Annotated in this window: 14 protein-coding genes; 5 read left to right on the top strand and 9 right to left on the bottom strand. The window is 40.4% G+C overall.

What is annotated here, in order from left to right; genetic code table 11:
* Nucleotides 1-65: 65 nt before the first annotated feature.
* The 3 genes from dnaK to FAZ15_RS05805 all read right to left on the bottom strand — a co-directional run bounded on the left by dnaK (nucleotide 66) and on the right by FAZ15_RS05805 (nucleotide 5,706).
* Nucleotides 66-1,982 carry a molecular chaperone DnaK gene (gene dnaK / locus FAZ15_RS05815; RefSeq protein WP_136900372.1) on the bottom strand — a complete coding sequence of 639 codons (1,917 nt, stop codon included), beginning with the start codon at nucleotides 1,980-1,982 and terminating at the stop codon, nucleotides 66-68.
* A gap of 162 nt (nucleotides 1,983-2,144) precedes the next feature.
* The gene (locus tag FAZ15_RS05810) at nucleotides 2,145-3,023 is read right to left on the bottom strand and encodes a GLPGLI family protein (RefSeq protein WP_136900371.1); all 879 of its coding nucleotides are present in this window, start codon (nucleotides 3,021-3,023) and stop codon (nucleotides 2,145-2,147) included.
* A complete protein-coding gene (locus tag FAZ15_RS05805) occupies nucleotides 3,016-5,706 on the bottom strand; it encodes a TonB-dependent receptor (RefSeq protein WP_136900370.1) in 2,691 nt (896 codons plus the stop codon). Before FAZ15_RS05805 ends, FAZ15_RS05810 begins: the two co-directional genes overlap by 8 nt.
* 168 nt (nucleotides 5,707-5,874) lie before the next feature.
* Here FAZ15_RS05805 and FAZ15_RS05800 point away from each other — a divergent pair, with 168 nt between their 5' ends.
* From FAZ15_RS05800 to FAZ15_RS05790, 3 genes are all read left to right on the top strand, one after another.
* Entirely contained in the window at nucleotides 5,875-6,435 is a 561-nt protein-coding gene (locus FAZ15_RS05800) for a thioredoxin family protein (RefSeq protein ID WP_136900369.1), read from the top strand.
* Nucleotides 6,436-6,499: 64 nt separating this feature from the next.
* Nucleotides 6,500-6,865: an MmcQ/YjbR family DNA-binding protein gene (locus FAZ15_RS05795; protein ID WP_136900368.1), complete on the top strand. Its 366-nt coding sequence runs from the start codon at nucleotides 6,500-6,502 to the stop codon at nucleotides 6,863-6,865.
* Between the two features lie 8 nt (nucleotides 6,866-6,873).
* Nucleotides 6,874-7,725, top strand: a complete 852-nt coding sequence (locus FAZ15_RS05790; protein WP_136900367.1) for an SMP-30/gluconolactonase/LRE family protein — start codon at nucleotides 6,874-6,876, stop codon at nucleotides 7,723-7,725.
* A 71-nt stretch (nucleotides 7,726-7,796) separates the two neighbouring features.
* On the opposite strand, the gene FAZ15_RS05785 is transcribed toward FAZ15_RS05790, so the two are convergent.
* The 6 genes from FAZ15_RS05785 to FAZ15_RS05760 form a co-directional block, all read right to left on the bottom strand.
* Complete coding sequence (locus FAZ15_RS05785) at nucleotides 7,797-8,441, bottom strand: HAD family hydrolase (protein ID WP_136900366.1); 645 nt, start codon at nucleotides 8,439-8,441, stop codon at nucleotides 7,797-7,799.
* Between the two features lie 146 nt (nucleotides 8,442-8,587).
* Nucleotides 8,588-9,178 carry a TetR/AcrR family transcriptional regulator gene (locus tag FAZ15_RS05780; protein WP_136900365.1) on the bottom strand — a complete coding sequence of 197 codons (591 nt, stop codon included), beginning with the start codon at nucleotides 9,176-9,178 and terminating at the stop codon, nucleotides 8,588-8,590.
* Nucleotides 9,171-10,439, bottom strand: coding sequence for an aminotransferase class I/II-fold pyridoxal phosphate-dependent enzyme (locus FAZ15_RS05775; protein WP_136900364.1), 1,269 nt, complete (start codon nucleotides 10,437-10,439; stop codon nucleotides 9,171-9,173). The genes FAZ15_RS05780 and FAZ15_RS05775 overlap by 8 nt, the downstream gene beginning before the upstream one ends.
* 161 nt (nucleotides 10,440-10,600) lie before the next feature.
* Entirely contained in the window at nucleotides 10,601-11,311 is a 711-nt protein-coding gene (locus tag FAZ15_RS05770) for a cold-shock protein (protein WP_136900363.1), read from the bottom strand.
* Nucleotides 11,312-11,869: 558 nt separating this feature from the next.
* Nucleotides 11,870-12,544, bottom strand: coding sequence for a superoxide dismutase (locus FAZ15_RS05765; protein ID WP_136900362.1), 675 nt, complete (start codon nucleotides 12,542-12,544; stop codon nucleotides 11,870-11,872).
* 38 nt (nucleotides 12,545-12,582) lie between these two features.
* A complete protein-coding gene (locus FAZ15_RS05760) occupies nucleotides 12,583-13,482 on the bottom strand; it encodes a diacylglycerol/lipid kinase family protein (protein ID WP_136900361.1) in 900 nt (299 codons plus the stop codon).
* Between the two features lie 77 nt (nucleotides 13,483-13,559).
* Here FAZ15_RS05760 and surE point away from each other — a divergent pair, with 77 nt between their 5' ends.
* Together surE and FAZ15_RS05750 are read left to right on the top strand one after the other, a co-directional pair.
* Nucleotides 13,560-14,288: a 5'/3'-nucleotidase SurE gene (gene surE / locus FAZ15_RS05755; RefSeq protein WP_136900360.1), complete on the top strand. Its 729-nt coding sequence runs from the start codon at nucleotides 13,560-13,562 to the stop codon at nucleotides 14,286-14,288.
* A gap of 270 nt (nucleotides 14,289-14,558) precedes the next feature.
* A complete protein-coding gene (locus FAZ15_RS05750; protein WP_136900359.1) occupies nucleotides 14,559-17,681 on the top strand; it encodes a SusC/RagA family TonB-linked outer membrane protein in 3,123 nt (1,040 codons plus the stop codon).
* Nucleotides 17,682-17,695: the final 14 nt, after the last annotated feature.

Below are 17,695 nucleotides of genomic sequence, written 5' to 3'. Positions count from 1 at the left end.
TCCTGGTAACAAAGAAAGCCCGAAGATCAAATCTTCGGGCTTTCTTTGTTATGTAAAAAAGTGAATTATTTCACTTCTTCGAAATCTACATCCTGTACATCATCAGCTCCACCTTGGTTAGCGTCAGCGCTACCCGTGTTAGCTTGACCTGCATCCCCTTGTGGCTGTGAGCCACCTTGAGACGCTGCGTACATTTCTTCTGAAGCAGCGTTCCATGCATTTTGCAATTCAGCCGAAGCCGTATCAATGTCGGCAAAGTTTCTAGCTGCATAGGCTGCTTTTAACTTTTCTAAACCTGCATCGATAGGTGCTTTTTTGTCCGCAGAAATTTTGTCACCGTATTCTTTCAATTGTTTCTCTGTAGAAAAGATTAAGGCATCGGCACCGTTGATTTTATCCGCTTCTTCTTTTACCTTTTTATCAGCCTCTGCATTTGCTTCCGCCTCTTGTTTCATTTTTTGGATATCTTCTTCGGATAAGCCAGAAGAGGCTTCAATACGGATGTTCTGCTCTTTGCCAGTTGCCTTATCTTTAGCAGATACTTTGATAATACCGTTTGCGTCGATATCAAAAATAACTTCAATTTGTGGGATGCCACGAGGAGCAGGAGGGATATCTGTCAACTGAAAACGTCCCAGTGTACGGTTTTGAGAAGCCATAGGTCGTTCACCTTGTAATACGTGAATTTCTACCGATGGTTGATTGTCAGATGCCGTAGAGAATGTTTCCGATTTTTTAGTTGGAATAGTGGTATTCGCTTCGATCAATTTTGTCATTACACCACCCATCGTCTCGATACCCAATGAAAGCGGAGTGACATCTAATAACAAAACATCTTTTACTTCACCTGTCAATACACCGCCTTGGATAGCAGCACCTAACGCAACTACCTCATCAGGGTTAACACCTTTTGAAGGCTCTTTTCCGAAGAAAGCCTTAACTGCATCTACGATTGCAGGAATACGGGTAGATCCACCTACTAGAATGATTTCATCAATATCTGACGTGCTGTAACCTGCATTTTTCAATGCTGTACGACAAGGATCGATCGTACGTTTAATCAAATCTGCTGCTAGGTTTTCAAATTTAGCACGTGATAATGTACGAACCAAATGTTTAGGGCCAGTAGCATCAGCTGTAATATATGGCAGATTTATTTCTGTAGAAGAAGTGCTTGATAACTCAATTTTTGCTTTCTCAGCAGCTTCTTTCAAACGTTGTAATGCCATTGCATCTTTTTTCAGATCGAAACCGTTGTTTTCGTTTGAAAATTCTTCAGCCAACCAGTTGATAATTACATTATCAAAGTCATCTCCACCTAAGTGCGTATCACCATCAGTTGATTTTACTTCGAATACACCGTCGCCTAGCTCTAGTACAGATACATCGTGTGTACCACCACCACAGTCAAACACAACGATTTTCATGTCTTTGTTTGACTTATCAAGACCATAAGCTAAAGCTGCCGCTGTAGGCTCATTAATGATACGTTCTACTTTAAGACCTGCAATTTCGCCCGCTTCTTTAGTCGCTTGACGTTGTGCATCATTGAAGTATGCTGGTACAGTGATTACCGCACGACTTACCTCTTGACCTAAATAGTCTTCCGCTGTTTTTTTCATTTTCTGAAGTATCATTGCAGATATTTCTTGCGGTGTATATTTTCGGTCGTCGATTTCTACGCGGGGCGTATTGTTGTCACCTTTAACAACATTATAAGGAATATGAGAAATTTCTTTTTGTGCTTCGTTAAAAGAAGTTCCCATGAAACGTTTGATGGAATATATAGTCTTATGTGGATTTGTAATAGCTTGACGCTTAGCTGGATCGCCAACTTTTCGCTCGCCACCATCTACAAAAGCAACAATAGAAGGTGTAGTGCGTTTACCTTCGTTGTTGGCAATAACTACCGGTTCGTTACCTTCCATCACAGCAACACATGAATTGGTAGTACCTAAGTCGATTCCTATAATTTTTGACATATCTTGTATTTTGTTTTTTACTTAATTTAAATAGTTGTTTCGTATATAACAACCCTTATGCCAAGAAGTAAAAGCCGCTTTATACAAGAAAATAGGATCCATATTGTCGGAAATATGACATGTTTTTGTGACAAACTGTCATTTTCTTCGTTTGCGATACTGTTAATATATGAGCTGTTCTAATATTAATCTTTTGTTGGATGTGTTGTTATCTTCTCGTCCACGTGAAAAGAAACGCCCAAAGCTTTCTGAAAATTCGTTTACCCCCATACTTTTTACTTTTTTGTCCTTCCAGTTTGTCGGAACGAGCTCGTTAGAATAGGTTACCTTAGTCGCCCAATAATGTATATGCATCTCGGGTATAACTAATCCCATAATCATTCCCGGGAGGCCATGACTTAAAGCCGGACCGGTAGAAACCGGTATCTGATCCGTGTAATAGGCGATGAGATACAATGAGTCCGGAGTTGCACCATTTACCCGACGACACTCATAACCGGCAATCGTACGATATTCGTTGGTAAAGCGCCATGTAATGGGTGATAGTGAATCATTAAGTATGTATTTTTCATCAATTTCAACTTGTATCTCAGCGGTCTGATCCTTTAAGTTTTGATAAAGCACCTTACTATTATTACCGCCCATCCGTCTCATACTCATGTTCATCCCCCCCCTTGACCCACGATTTCCACCAGAAACGCCCATTGTTACTCTTCCTGACGGCCCGCCCCCAGTTTGGTTGCTGTTATCTTCGACTGCCGTCATCAAGCTTTGCTTTTCATCAAACGTAAGTTCAAAGTATTGGGTAGAAGATTCCGGCATATTGTCAAGATTTCCACCCATGCGCATCATGCCACCTCCGCCTTGCCTTCTTCCCGCGTTGTTGCCGGCATCCATGTTTGCCATTAGATCACGCATCCGTGCTCTGGTATACGTAATCTTTTCGAATGATATTTTGCCATGTGTGGCAAAGTATGCATACTGCGCCTGTGAATCGTGTATGACGAATAAAGTCAGTAGAGCGAATAATATCCTAGTCATTTTTTTTACCTAAATTTTTGTTAAAATCCCATTTTAATCCAACAAGTACGTACTGTGTCAATATAAGTTGCCTTGATTCAGTGAAATCCGTGTCAGAAATGCTTCTATTGACGTTGTTAAACGTATTGAAGATGTCAAATGCTTTAACGCTAGCTACCAAGCTTTCGTTCTTTAATAGTTTTTTGCTCAACTCTACATTCGCGTAGAATTGGTGTATGGATTGAGGGTAGAGCTTAGTTGGTCCTTCGTACGAATAGTTGACATTGGTCGTCGCCTGGAATTTCCACGGGAAAAAGTACTTAATATAGCCAGCGCTGCTACCTGTCATATTGGTGTAGTTGAGATCCGACCGTAAACTATTAAGCTGATTGTTTGCTCCGATACGAGCATTGACTTCAAAATCGAACCCTTTAGAATTTTGTTCATTCAATCCTAGGCCAATGTTTCCGTTGGTGTTCTGAAGATTATTAAGTTCGAATGACTCAGAATCTGAATTCTCTATAAAGCTGAAGCTATTTTGATAGTTAAGGCTGGAGAAAATATTGAACTGCACCTGCTTGTTAAACATAGGCTTGTTGAAATTCCCATTCATGCCGGCACGCCAAGTGGATCTGTCATTGATGTTTACGTATGAGCTTCTTGTTACGTTGGTTTCCCTATCAATCTGGAGTTGGTTGATGATAGGGTTTACAACAAATCCAATATCTCCATTTAGGTTTAGATTGGTGCCCTTTAAAAGGCTGATCGTATTGTAGTTTAAACGGAAATTATTGTTTGTTGCTCGCTCCAGATCGGGGTTCCCGATGGGTATAAATAATTCGTTGCGTCGGGGTTGCGTGGGCTGTAGCTGCTCGAAAGATGGAATAGTATTGCTATTTTGATAAGAAACCCGTAGATTCTTTCTGGAAGAAAGTCGATAGTTGATGTCCATATTGAAGCTATTGTCCCAGAAACTCCGCGATAAGTCTACATCACGGTAGCTGTCTTCCAGATTTTGATTTTTATAAAGCGTTTTGTTCGACACATTGATATTAAGAAGTTCATGGTTGAAGTTCATCGTCGCATTAACTCCCTGATTGGTCGAAAAATCATGCTGGCGCTGCGAATAATTGAGATCGAGTTCCGATGGGGTGCCATTGGCGTCGAGATCAAAAGCATCAAGAAAATTCTTCCTATTCGAGTTCGAAAAGCTATACCCTAACGAGTAATTAATCTGTTGGCTCAAGCGATTGCCGAAGTTGGCCTCCGCCGAGAAATTGTTGGAATAGTTATCACCCAATCGTCTTTGGTCGATATTTGTTTCTGTATTTTCTATAAATTGTGTTGTCGTTTCGTCCGTGCGATTTTCGGAGTCCGATTTCGAATAATCATTGCTTACATGTACATTTAAGGAAGCTCCTTTTTTATTCAGCCGTTTTCTGTAGTTTAAGCGAATGTCGTTTGATCTGCTATCTGTCTTTGTATTTTGATCACTTTCAAATTCGTTAATATCGTTCCCTCCTTCACCACGCGTCCTGCTATTGGAACTGTTTCCACTTTCTTGTTGGGATAAACCTGCATTGATACGCACGTCCATATTCTGAGTAGAGTCGATACGTATTCTGAACTGGGATCGGACACTATGAGACTGATTGTTGCTCATGGATCGAGAAGTACGGGTCGTTTCCCTCACTTCTCCATTCGACTGGATCTGTTTATTAAAGCTGTCTCTCTCGTTGCGGTTGCTGTTATCATTTAAATTATAGTTCGCATTTACATTCAGCTTTCTGTCAAAAAATTGATTTTCATAGTTCGCGCCTATTGAGGTGAAGACAGGTTCGCCCTGTATCTGATTATTCATGCGTAGGTTTCCTTCTCTGCCCGATGCACCCATATTGTTCGTGTTGGCGGTTACGCCCATGCGTTCTGTTCGGTTGAATTTGGCTGCAAAAAGATTGCCTGCATAAAGATTATCAGTGCCATATAAAGCCTCCAGATTACCAAATACACCCTCTCTGGCCTCTTCTTTGAGCACTACATTGACCGTTTGTAATCGTACACCGTCGTCAATGCCCGTAAGCTCCGCCTGTTCTGATTTTCGCTCATAGACCTGTACTTTGTCTACTGCATCTGCTCGCACATTTCGGATAGCAATCTTAGGATCATAGCCAAAGAATTCCTCCCCATCAATCAGTACTTTCGAAACAGACTTTCCTTGAGCAGTGATAGCGCCATCCGCAGATACAGTAAGTCCGGGTAACCTTCGGAGTAAATCTTCCAGCTTTGCGTTCTTTTCCGTTTCAAAACTTCCCGCATCGTATTCAATCGTATCTCCTTTTAAGGTAATAGGTAATTTCTGCCTAACGATTACCTCTTCGATAAGATTCGCCTGTGAACTGATTTTAATACTTTCGAGATTAAGATCTTTATTTTCTAACTCTATTTTTTGAGAATAGACTTCAAATTTAGGATAAGAAACCAAGAGCAAGTAAGATCCGGGTGCTACATTCTTTATTTGGAATTTCCCGTTTTCATCCGCCCGTACGAAGTACTTCATGATTGAATCTTGATTTAACAGAACGACCGACGCATTGGCTAACGGGCCATCATCAGCTTGGTCGGCGATCTTTCCTGAAATGGCCACCTGACTTATGGCAACGTGCCCTAAGAATAGAAATATGAAAAATGCGAAAATTCTTTTCATTGAATTGGTTGATATCTTTCCAAAGATAGAAGGAGAAGTATTAAATAGTGTTAAATGAATTGCAACATTTTCATGATTTTTACTTCGGTAAATTACGAATTATGTGTATTCTATTGGGTATTCGTGAATGCTAAGCATTTTATCTAAGTTTGCATCAAAATTGAAATAATGACATTTGAAGAATACCTTACTTACTTTGAGGCTATATTGACAAATCCGGCAGATCACCCTACTTATGCTGATCCTGAATATCTAAGCTATACAAAGTTGAACTGGTCCAGAATGAACCGTTGGTTGAAAAAGTTTGAAGCAAATACACATGCGAAATCTATTATCCATACTATTCAACAGCCACAGCACTGGATTTTAATTACAGAGCCGTGGTGCGGCGACGCAGCACATTCCGTCCCTCAAATTTATAACATGGTAAAGGATAATCCACATATACAATTGGATCTCCAATTGCGGGATTCTCCACCATTATTGATTAATGATTACTTGACGAATGGAGGGAAATCTATTCCAAAGCTTGTGATCCGTAATGCAGCAGACGAAGATTTAGCCACTTGGGGACCAAGACCCGAAAAAGCGGATGTCCTTTTTCAGTCTATGAAATCTGAGGAAAAATCTTTTAATGAAATAAAAGAAGCCTTACAACGCTGGTATAATGAAGATAAAGGACAGGAAATTCAGAATGAGCTCGTAGCGTTATTGGTAACCGGTAACTAGTTATTGGTGACTTGTTTTTTGTCGTGTTTTATTACTAAATTGGTCTCATATTAGATCAAGGGTTATGCATATAGAAGAGCTTCACCAATATTGTTTGGGAAAAAAGGGTGTTACCGAGGAGTTACCTTTTGGTCCGGATACGTTAGTGTTCAAAGTCGTGGGAAAAGTATTCTTATTGGTGGGACTGGATCAGATCAATCAGTTGTCTTTTAATGTCAAATGCGATCCAGAATATGCTATAGGACTGCGACAGCAATATGAACAGACTGTTGTACCGGGGTATCATATGAATAAAAAGCATTGGAATACAGTATATGCAAACCGCGAGCTTGATGATGAATTCTTAAAAAAATTGATCGATCACAGTTATGATTTGGTTGTAAAAGCACTACCTAAAAAATTGAAGACTGAAGTTGAAAAATCTAATTAAGTTTAAGGATGAAATTAATTGTAACTTTTATGCTCATTGCCTGCATCGTACACGTAAAAGGGCAAACCCCTGGCGAACTTATTTTGATCAGCGATCAATTTTCGTTTACGGAAGGACCGGCCGTTGATTCCAAAGGAGATATCTATTTCACGGATCAACCAAATAATAGAATTTGGAAGTATACTACTGAAGGCGAGCTAGCTGTTTTTCTAGAACCAGCTGGACGGTCAAATGGATTATATATCGACAAAGAAGATCATATTATAGCTTGTGCTGATGAGAAAAACGAATTGTGGAAGATAGCTCCCACGGGCAGCGTAGAAGTGTTACTGGAGCAATACAACGGAAGAAAATTCAATGGGCCCAACGATGTATGGATTTCTCCCGCCGGAGAGTATTATTTCACCGATCCCCATTATCAACGCGAGTATTGGATCCGTAAGGGGAAAGAAATTGAAGAAGAAGCTTTATACTTATTGAAGGAAGGAGTACTGACCCAGGTGGATACAGATTTCATTAAACCTAACGGAATCGTAGGCACGCCGGATGGAAGACTTCTTTATGTATCCGATATCCGAGCAGATAAGACGTATGTGTACGATATAGATGAAAAAGGAACCCTTGTTAATAAGAAACTGTTTTGCAGTCAAGGTTCCGATGGGATGACCATTGACCGTAAAGGCAATGTCTATTTAACAGGTAAAGGCGTAACAGTTTATAATGTCCAAGGCCAAAAAATACACGATATCGACATACCGGCAAATTGGACGGCTAATGTATGTTTTGGGGGGAAAGAAAAAGAATATCTGTTTATAACTGCATCGGAAAAAATATTTAAGATTTATCCCGATTGGTTATAATAGGGACTGTCCCGAATATTATGTGTTTAATATATTAGTCCCCAAAAGATATTGGTATCTGCACATTGTCGTTATATCATGTTTAGCAGGTCAAGTGGGTGATGTATGATATGGTCTGCGCCATTTTCTCTGAGTTCTACTTCTGATCTAAAACCCCAAGTTGCCCCCACAGCAGTCACACCTGCACATTTTGCTGTTATCATATCTACTGAAGAGTCTCCAATATAATAACAGTCTTCTTTACCGACATTTAATACTCGGAGCGTGTCGAAAACAATGTCAGGATCAGGTTTGGCCGGATGATTATCTCGATGACCTAAGACAAGGTCAAATTGAATTGTTGAAAAATAATGGTCGACGAGGTGTACTACAGCCTCGTGATATTTGTTGGATGCCACGCTGATCTTAAATCCGTGGTTTTTTAAGGCATGCAATAATGGCACAATATCATCGTAGGGCTGTGTCATGTCTTTAGCGTGCAGGTTATAATATCTTGTAAATTCCACTTTCAACCTGTCGATTGTTTCATCATTTCTAGACGCTATTGGTAAAGCCCGTTCGACTAGTGTCCGTATTCCGTTACCTACAAACATTTTATAATCTGAAGTAGGGTGTGTTGGAAAATCATGTGCTTTTAAGGTGTGATTGCAACTTGCAGCCAGATCGTCTAGCGTATTGATCAGTGTTCCATCTAAATCAAAAATGATAAGTTTCATATGTATATATAAAGTCACTTCGTCAACTTAAAAGCATAGCAATTCCAACATTGCATCTAGCAATGCGATGAGCGTATGCATAGAAAGCACGTAAAAATAATCGTCTTTACAATCACACACGCGAAAAGGACCGATATTTAGGGATGTTATTCTATCCGGTCGATCAATCCCGTAATGGTGTTAAGTACACGAGTCCTATCGGCTTCTGTATTCATGTCAATTCCACAGAATGTGCTCCCGTTTATTGACGAATGTATAGTGAGGTAATAAATTCCACTTACAATCAATGCCAATAATGGAGGGACATCCGTCTTGAAATCCTGTTGGCCAATAAAATCATCGATCATTTTGTTTCCGATGTCTTCCCGGTCCCGGGCAATTTTTTTCAACGTTTCATTGCCTTCACTTAATTCCCAGATCAATAGCTGCTTTAATAGATCACTGTCATAAATAGATGAAAATTGTTGGGTCAAGATATCTTTGACCGTCTCTTTGTTCATCTCTTTCGGAACTTCCATTTTTGATAGCCAAAAATCGTTTCTGCGGAGAAATTCTGTAAGCAATCCTTCTAGATCTCCAAAATGGAAATAGATTAATTTTTTATCTACATTCGAAGCTTCACATATCGGAAGCACCTTTAACTCCGTAAAACCTTTTTCCGTAAGTACTTTTTCTACTGCGTTTAGTAGCTTTGATTTAGTGATTAAAGATTTTTTTGTTTTCTTGTTCTCAATCATGTGTTAAAGATATATTAAATTTCTGTTTTAGCATATCAAAACTGTTAAGAGTTTTGTCTAATTGTTCTTTGGTATGGGTAGCCAATACGCTCATCCGGATACGGCAATCTTTCATGGAGACGGCCGGGTACATAATTGGATTGGTGTATACACCCATTTTTAATAATTCAGAACCTACCTTACAGGTTTGTTCCGGGGCCCCTATTTTTACGGGTATGATGGCTGATTCGGTATTGCCGATGTTAAATCCAAGAGAAGTCAGTCCATTTTTGAAATACCGGATATTAGCCCAGAGTTGGTCTCTCCATTGCGGTTCTTCATCGATCAGTTCTAAACATTTTACCACCCCCGTTATGGCAGGAGTAGCTGCGGCCGAGAATGCGTACTGCCGTGATTGAAACTGTAAATATTGAATCACTTCAGGCTGTGCGATTACAAACCCACCGACGTTTGCCAACGATTTGCTGAAGGTGCCGGAGATAATGTCGATCTTTTCCAAGAGTTCATGATTTTCGGCGATCCCTCTTCCAGTACGTCCAAATACGCCTATGCCATGGGCATCATCCATCATCAGGAGTGCCCCGTACATTTTACATAGTGCATATATCTCGCTTAGTGGAGCAATGTCGCCATCTTGTGAGTACACACCATCGATAATAACCATTTTTGTTCTGTATTTGTCTTTTGATAACTTAAGAGCAAGTTCTAACGATTCTAGGTTATTGTGCATAAAGCGTTTTGTATTGGTACCCATAAGCCCTTCATAAACGCTGGAGTGTACTGCCATATCTACGATAGCAATATCTTCTTTTTTTAACAAAGCTAGTAAACTGGCGCTGTTTGCGGTAAAGCCCGTGGTAAAGGCGAGTGCTGAACCTGTCGATCTGTTAAAAAAACGACAGAGCTTTTCCTCTAATTCTCGGTGGAAGGAATAGTAGCCACCAATCAAGGGTGAAGCGCCTGAACCCACCCCATATTTGTCTATCTGCTGGATGACATGGGCTTTCACTTTCGGATGCTGTGTGAAGCCTAGGTAATCGTTGCATACAAAACTAATGTAATTCCCCTGTTCTATATGGTTTCCCCCCCGGAGCACCACTTCTGAATGACACGCTGAAGCGATTTCGAGCCTGTAGTTCATGGCTTCGGTTTTCCCCAGATAATTTAAGAATTGTTGGTGCATGAGCATTCTTTCATGAAAACTCGAACCTTGAGGATTTTCAAAAGTCTTGAAGGAGTGTTCTTTAAGGGATATGTTCATAATATATGTGGTTATTGAGATCGTCCTCTAAAATAAGATATTTTTATTTAATTTCAAATGGGTTTGAAAGTAAAATAAAAATAACGAGGAGAAAGAGCGTACAGCGCACAAACTGAAATTCATATTAATTGTTCATCATTGGCTTCATTACAAAAAAATAACTATTCCAATGGGAAAACAGTAGGACCGTAGCTATATAACCGAATTCGGTTCCAGTCGGACTCATCCAATTCGTCGCGGTGTGCTAGTACAATCTCCTCTGGTATCTCATAATCCATGCCTTCCGTATACGCAATGTATCGGAATGCGTGGTGTTTCCAGGCCTGAAAAAGTATTCCAGCCGTTAGCTTTGCATAGAAGTGGCAATAGAGTGTCTGTTCCAGCATTTCGCGGTCGTCTGTTTTTATTAACGGAATTGCTATTTGTTCAAGATATGTACAAAATTGTATAAATTTTGCTTCTTCCAGCTGTTTGTCAAAATAATGAATTACGGTATCTATAAAACTTCTTTCGGGTCTACCGTTGAAAAGTTGTAGGGTTCCGTGTTTAAGAAGACAATAGTGTTCCTCGTCGTGTTCAGAAGCTTTATTTCCTTTTCCCGCTCTAATGTCGACCATCGTGTTCTGTCCTAATAAGGTCATTAAAATCCCAAAGTCTGCCGACGTTTCTAAAAGTTTACATCCTGTTGCCCGTGATTCACCTAGATCTGTTGTAGTCTTTTTTTTAAAGGCAACGATTTGTTTTCTTTTGAGTTCGTCTATAGGTCTTCGGTAGAAACTATTGATATGTAAAAAGACCGTTCCAGAGCAGGCTGTTTGTATCGTGCCGAAGCCTTTTTCATTATTAAACCAATTTATAGCTCCGAGTATCATCTTTTGTTTTCTATTTTATTTACGTGTTTTCTTAAAGCACACTGCGAATGAAGTGTATTCGACGCTGTTGTACAAGTCTTTCTGTCGGATGCAGGCGCAACCCATTTACTTACAAAAGTCTTAAATTGTACAACAATCAGACCAACAGATATTTTTTGATCTTGGCCGATTCCGAAGATAGAAAGCCTTAGCTTTGTGATAAAAGCATGATACGGAGGACTAGTTGTCCTTATCAAGGAAGTTTGCCATAGTGTTGTCCGAGGATTCATTTCTAATAATTGCGGATTATCCGCCTGTTAATAATTGCAGGCTAATTATGCTAACCTTTGATTTCCAAGAAATTTTGAGTCAAGGTACAGAAAATTTCCGTTTTCACCAATTATTTTATGTGCAAGTGATTAGTTCGTAATAATTACTCATATTTTTTTATTCAAGAGTAGTTATTGTAACGGGCATTTTGGAATGCATTGTATTTATGCCGATCTATCGGTAGTTGTTTTTTAAAGCAAAAAATCTCCGGTTTTCGCCAGAGATTTTTATCTAACCAGAAGAACACACTTATTTTTTAAGTGCTTCTTCGTATCTTTTGCTTACTTCCTTCCAATTAATTACTGTCCATATTGTACTTAAGTAATCCGGTCTTTTGTTTTGGTATTTTAGGTAATAAGCGTGTTCCCATACATCTATACCTAGGATCGGAGTTCCTTTTTCTTCGACTACATCCATTAAAGGGTTGTCTTGGTTTGGTGTAGAGGAGACGAAAAGCTCGCCGCCTTTGCTTACGGATAACCAAGCCCATCCCGAACCAAATCTGTCTGCACCAGCTTTGCTTATTTGTTCCTTCAAGGCATCCAACGAACCGAATGTGGCAGTAATCGCTTTAGCCAATTTTTCAGAAGGCTGCGTGTTCTTCTCTGGCGTTAGTATGGTCCAAAAAAGCTCATGGTTATAATGACCGCCGGCATTATTTCTTACCGCCGGGCTGTTCGTAGAAATCTTGGATAATATAGCGGTCAGGTTTTCTTTTTCCAAAGGGCTACCCGTTAATGCTTTGTTGAGATTAGCCGTATAAGCAGCGCCGTGTTTCGAATAATGAATTTCCATGGTCTGCGCGTCGATTGCGCCCTCTAAGGCGTTGTATGAATAAGGTAAGGGAGCTTGTTTAAATTGTGCTAGAGCAATCTGTCCAGAAAGGAGGGTAGCAAATAAAATGGTGGTTTTAACTAATTTCATGTTTCTAATTATATTTTATATGATAAAGATAAGGATACTTAAATCAAAAATTCAAGAACATTTTCCCTTACTTCCAGAGCAAGCGGGTTTTTCAATGGCAGTACTAGTTCGTCATCTACATGCATATGTTTACTCTCGCTATCGATTGATAAGGTTTTAGCTTTAAAAGTTTTCCAGTCAAATGTTGCCTTTTCGTTGGTTATCAGCTCTTTGATATAGCGAGCAAAGTCTTCACGCTGTTCTTCGTTTACAATTACCACATCAAAAACTCCATCATCGGTTTTAGCGTCGGGGGATAGAATCAGATTTGGTCCTATCGATTGTATATTCATCACTTCCAATAGAAGAGATTTACCTTGGTACACGCTATCATCTGCCTTTATCCAATAGCGGGTTGCTTTTGCGGATAAAATGATGTCATGCAGCACCTCGAGAGCAAGCTGTAGTTCGTCTCTTGCCGTTTTAACATGGCTCATGTCGATAGTTTCCATTTTTTTGATCAGTTTCGGAAAAACACCATATCCGGCGCCTTCCAAAAAGAAATCCGTTGTGTCGGCATTTTTAATGACGCCGATATCAAATTTTTGGAGCTTAGCTTTCTTCCAGTTTTCAATATGATGTTTCGAATCGAGCCCCCGGTTAATGCCCAAAGTTTTGCATAAGTTGTTGGCGGTACCCATCGGGAGCAAGGCTATAGGTATTTTTTTGTCGAGCGCATTTCTTTTCACAAGTTCTTTTACAACTCTTCTTACGGTGCCATCTCCACCGGCTACCACGGCAAGATCGGCTTGGTCTAGCTGTTTTTTCCAGTTATCTTCCTTTTTGACAGAAAAATAAACGCACCCAAAACCTGCCGCTTCAATAGATTTAACAAGATCCGATTTCAAATGATCCTCTTCTCCGGCTCCCGGGTTATGTAATAAAATTGCCTGTTGCATAGATAGAATTTATACATAAACAATTACCTGGGGTCATTTGTTGTTAGTTATATAAAATATTTATCTGCTTAAAAACTATGAGGATCTTAATAACAAACGATGATGGTATTTATAGCCCAGGAATTGCGTCCCTCGCAAAAGTGGCTAAAAAATTTGGGGAAGTACGGGTAGTCGCGCCGGATGTTGAGCAATCTTCCATGGGGCATGCCGTTACACACTCACGCCCATTGAGCTATAAAAAATCACCGATAGAATTTAAAGATATCGAAGCGTATCGGGTAAATGGCACACCGGCCGATTGTGTAGCCATGGGCATGCATCTGTGGAGCAATGTTGATATAGTACTTTCTGGAATAAATATGGGCCCGAATCTTGGAAATTCCATGTGGCACTCCGGTACATTGGCCGCCGCTAAGCAGGCCGTACTTTTTGGAATCAAAGGTATTGCATTGAGTACACCTGTGGGTAAAACTGAGCCCGACTTCGAGTCGTTAGAACCTTACGTCGAAAAAACATTGGCGCTTTTACTACAAGACAAAGCACTGGCTTTGTATAATGTTAATTTCCCGCCAAATCCAACGGATATTGTGTGGACTAGGCAATCTGTCCGGTTGTATGATGGTACGATCGTGCCAGGTACCGATCCTATGGGGCGGAAACATTATTGGTTTACCGTTTCACCATTAGAGCCAGCGGATGAAGGCACCGATCGCTGGGCTGTCGAAAATGATATGGTTTCCATTACCCCGTTGCGTCTTGATCTTACCCATGAAGCAACCCTGAGAGAGAAATTAGCGAATAGGTAGTGTCTTTTTTTGATGAAAAATAGCTACCTGTCTCTGTTAAACGGTATCGACAGATACCGCGAATACAAATTGAGACAATTAATCAATTTATTGATACATATATGCAATTTTTTGTAGCAACTGAGCTATAAATTTGAGTATCGTATTTTGTAACAGCCAAATTACAAAAAAGTAAACCTAGTGCATATTTAAAGGAATTATTAATAATATTTATTACCGAAATTACTATAAACCAACAATTATTATAAACCAAAACTAAACCAATTTTTTATGGAAAGACTTAAAGAAAAGTTGCTGTTTTTTACACTTTTTCTACTTGCTCCTGCTCTTGCATTTTCTCAGAAGCAGATCACTGGCGTTGTCAAGAGTGCAACCAATGGAGCGCTTATGCAAGGTGTAAGTGTCCTGAAAAATAAAGTCCCATCTGTGGTAACAAATGCCAATGGGGAATTCGTCATTACAGCCAATGTTGGCGACAGCCTGACGTTCACCTCTGTTGGTATGACGCCGATAAGTCAGATCGTCGATCAACGAAACATCTTGGAAATAACGATGTACGAAGATGGTAGTAATATTGACGAGGTAACGGTCGTTGCTTTTGGAACACAAAAGAAATCTTCAGTTGTAGGGGCAATTACGACGGTGAAAGCCGCCGACTTACGAATTCCAGCCTCCAATCTGACTGGATCTTTTGCAGGAAGGATACCCGGTGTAATATCTTATCAAACATCTGGAGAACCCGGGGCCGATAATGCGCAATTTTTTATACGCGGTGTCACTACATTTGGATACCAAACTTCTCCACTAATCCTTATCGACGGATTCGAATCAACTACAGATGTCCTTTCTAGACTACTACCCGATGATATTGAGAGCTTTTCCATCTTAAAAGATGCTTCTGCGACAGTACTTTATGGGGCCCGCGGAGCAAACGGTATCATTATGATTACAACCAAGGCGGGTAGAGAAGGGCCTGTACGAATGAATGCCCGGGTAGATGTGAATACGGCTTCTCCGACGAAGATGGTTGATATGATCGGGGGAATAGACTACATGAGGTTGTATAACGAAGCCCGTGTGACCCGGAGCCCCGTTTTAGGACCCTACTATACGCAACAGAAAATCCAGTCGACTATAGACGGCGAAAATCCGATGATTTTTCCCAACGTGGATTGGTTTAATACCTTGTTCAAAACGTCTACTACGAATACCAAGGCCAATGTAAATCTTTCTGGCGGCGGTCAGGTAGCGACTTACTACGTGTCAACGGGTTTCGATAAAGAAACAGGCTTGTTAAAGGTAGATAACAGAAATAACTTTAATAACAACATTGACATCAACAGGCTATTTATCCGGTCGAACGTGATTCTAAAGCTGACCAAAACAACTACCTTAGATACCCGGATCCAGGGAAGATTTGATCGGTATACCGGTCCTTACCAATCGGCAAGTAATATTTTCAGGATGATTATGAACAGTAATCCGGTCGATTTTCCAGCTGTTTATGAGCCTGATCCGGCCAATGAATTTACCGATCATATTCTTTTTGGAAGTACTTCTGTAGCGGGGAACGTGAAAGTGAATCCCTATGCCGAAATGGTGCGTGGTTATGAAGATCGAAATGAAAGCAGCATCGTTGCGCAGGCAACACTATCCCAAGACCTTGGATTTCTTACCGAAGGCTTGAAAATTCAGGGTAAGGCTTCCGTTAGCACCTGGAGTAGATACGCCAGTACCCGTACCTACTTTCCATTTTTCTATGACTTAGAAAATTATAATCAGATTACTGGAGCCTATACGCTATATCCATTGAATCCTACTACAGGCCAAGCTTATTTAGGCGACGTCATTCCGGGAAGAGATGCAAATGGACATTATTATTTCGAAGCCCGATTGAATTGGAACCGAACCTTTGGATCGCATAATGTGGGGGTCATGACAGTAGGGATGATGGAAGAAAAGTTACTGACAGCAGGAAACAGTACATCGATTTACGAAACCTTGCCAGAGCGTAATATGGGTAATTCCGGGCGCTTAACATATGACTACGACAATCGGTATTTTGCTGAAATAGCCTATGGCTTTAATGGCTCAGAGAAATTTACCGGTGAGAAAAGATATGGGTTCTTCCCTTCCTTCGGCGGTAGCTGGATGATCTCTAACGAAAAGTTCTGGGAGCCGTTGAAAAGTGCCATCAGTACATTCAAAATTAGAGGAACCTGGGGGTTGGTGGGTAATGATGCTATTGCGCAACGTTCGGGCCGCTTCTTTTACCTCTCCGATATTGCCCTTGGTGGCGGGGCATACCGCTGGGGCACGAGCTTCATGAATGCCTATACGGGTTTTAATGTCAATAGATACGCTAACCCGGACATTACTTGGGAGCAATCTGAAAAATGGAACCTCGGATTAGAGATGAATTTTATGAATGAATCGCTTAAGTTTACGGGTGATTTCTTCAAAGATATCCGGAGCAAGATCTACATGAATAGAGAGAACTTTCCTGCTTCCGCGGGTTTAGAAGCCAGCGTGAGTGGAAACGTTGGGAAGGTTAGTTCACAAGGTTTCGACGGGTCCATTGATTACCAGAAATTCTTTGGGACGGATTTATGGATCTCCGGACGTGCAAATTTCACCTATGCCGTTAATAAATTATTAGAATTGGATGAGCGTGACTATCCAGATACCTACCTGAAAAGACAAGGACAAAACATTAACCAACAATGGGGGTTATTGGCCGAACGTCTTTTCGTAGACGAATATGAAATCTTAAACTCACCTAAACAAGATTTTGGCGAATACATGGCAGGCGACATTAAGTATAAGGATATCAATGGCGATGGTATCGTTAACGACAATGACCGTGTAGCGATGGGGTATCCTACTGTGCCAGAGATTCAATATGGCTTTGGTATGTCCATGGGTTATAAGAGTTTTGACTTTTCCTTTTTCTTCCAAGGAAATAGAAATGTCTCCTTCTTCATCAATGCTACAGACGAATCGAATTCCGGTACAGGATCTTATGGTATTGCACCTTTTGCATTTAGAAGAAATGCATTATCCATTATTGCCGATGATTACTGGAGTGAGACCAATCCAAATATTCACGCCTTTTGGCCTCGGTTATCGACAGAACCGCTCGCCAATAATACGAGGCAATCGTCGTGGTGGTTAAGAGATGGGTCATTTTTAAGGATGAAATCCTTAGAGATAGGTTTTAGTCCCAAAACACTTAAGCGAATTGGTATAAATCCTGGAAGCCGTATCTATTTCAGTACGGAGAATCTTTTTGTGATCAGCCCCTTTAAGCTTTGGGACCCTGAAGTGGGACGAAATGGATTAGGTTATCCACCAAATAGGAGATTCAATGTAGGGATTCAATTAACGTATTAATAATAAAGAACCAA

The organism is Sphingobacterium olei, from assembly GCF_005048855.1.
Classification (GTDB): Bacteria; Bacteroidota; Bacteroidia; order Sphingobacteriales; family Sphingobacteriaceae; genus Sphingobacterium; species Sphingobacterium olei.
Note: the sequence above shows the minus strand (reverse complement) of the source record. Positions and strands in the feature narration are given on the sequence as shown.